The following is a 211-nucleotide window of genomic DNA, read 5'->3' as shown; positions in this document are numbered from 1 at the left end:
GAATTCCAATGAATTTCACCTGACGATTCCCATCATTGTTATTCCCTAAAATTCGGTTATTACCTTGAATAACATTTTCATCCCCACCTATGAGTACTCCAAAGCCTTGACGATTACCATCATTTCTGTTACCCATGATTATATTATTTCCCAAACTAAAATCATCGAAATCGGGGTCACCTATGATGTTGTCATCCCCATTAACGTTAAC

1 protein-coding gene is annotated in these 211 nt (G+C 37.0%); it reads right to left on the bottom strand.

The window, feature by feature from the left end; genetic code table 11:
- The coding region (locus E1171_RS23270; protein ID WP_187696116.1) for a hypothetical protein at nt 1-211 on the bottom strand (211 nt) is incomplete at both ends.

The sequence above is a fragment of the Xanthovirga aplysinae genome, assembly GCF_009711365.1.
Taxonomy (GTDB): Bacteria; Bacteroidota; Bacteroidia; order Cytophagales; family Cyclobacteriaceae; genus Xanthovirga; species Xanthovirga aplysinae.
Note: the sequence above shows the minus strand (reverse complement) of the source record. Positions and strands in the feature narration are given on the sequence as shown.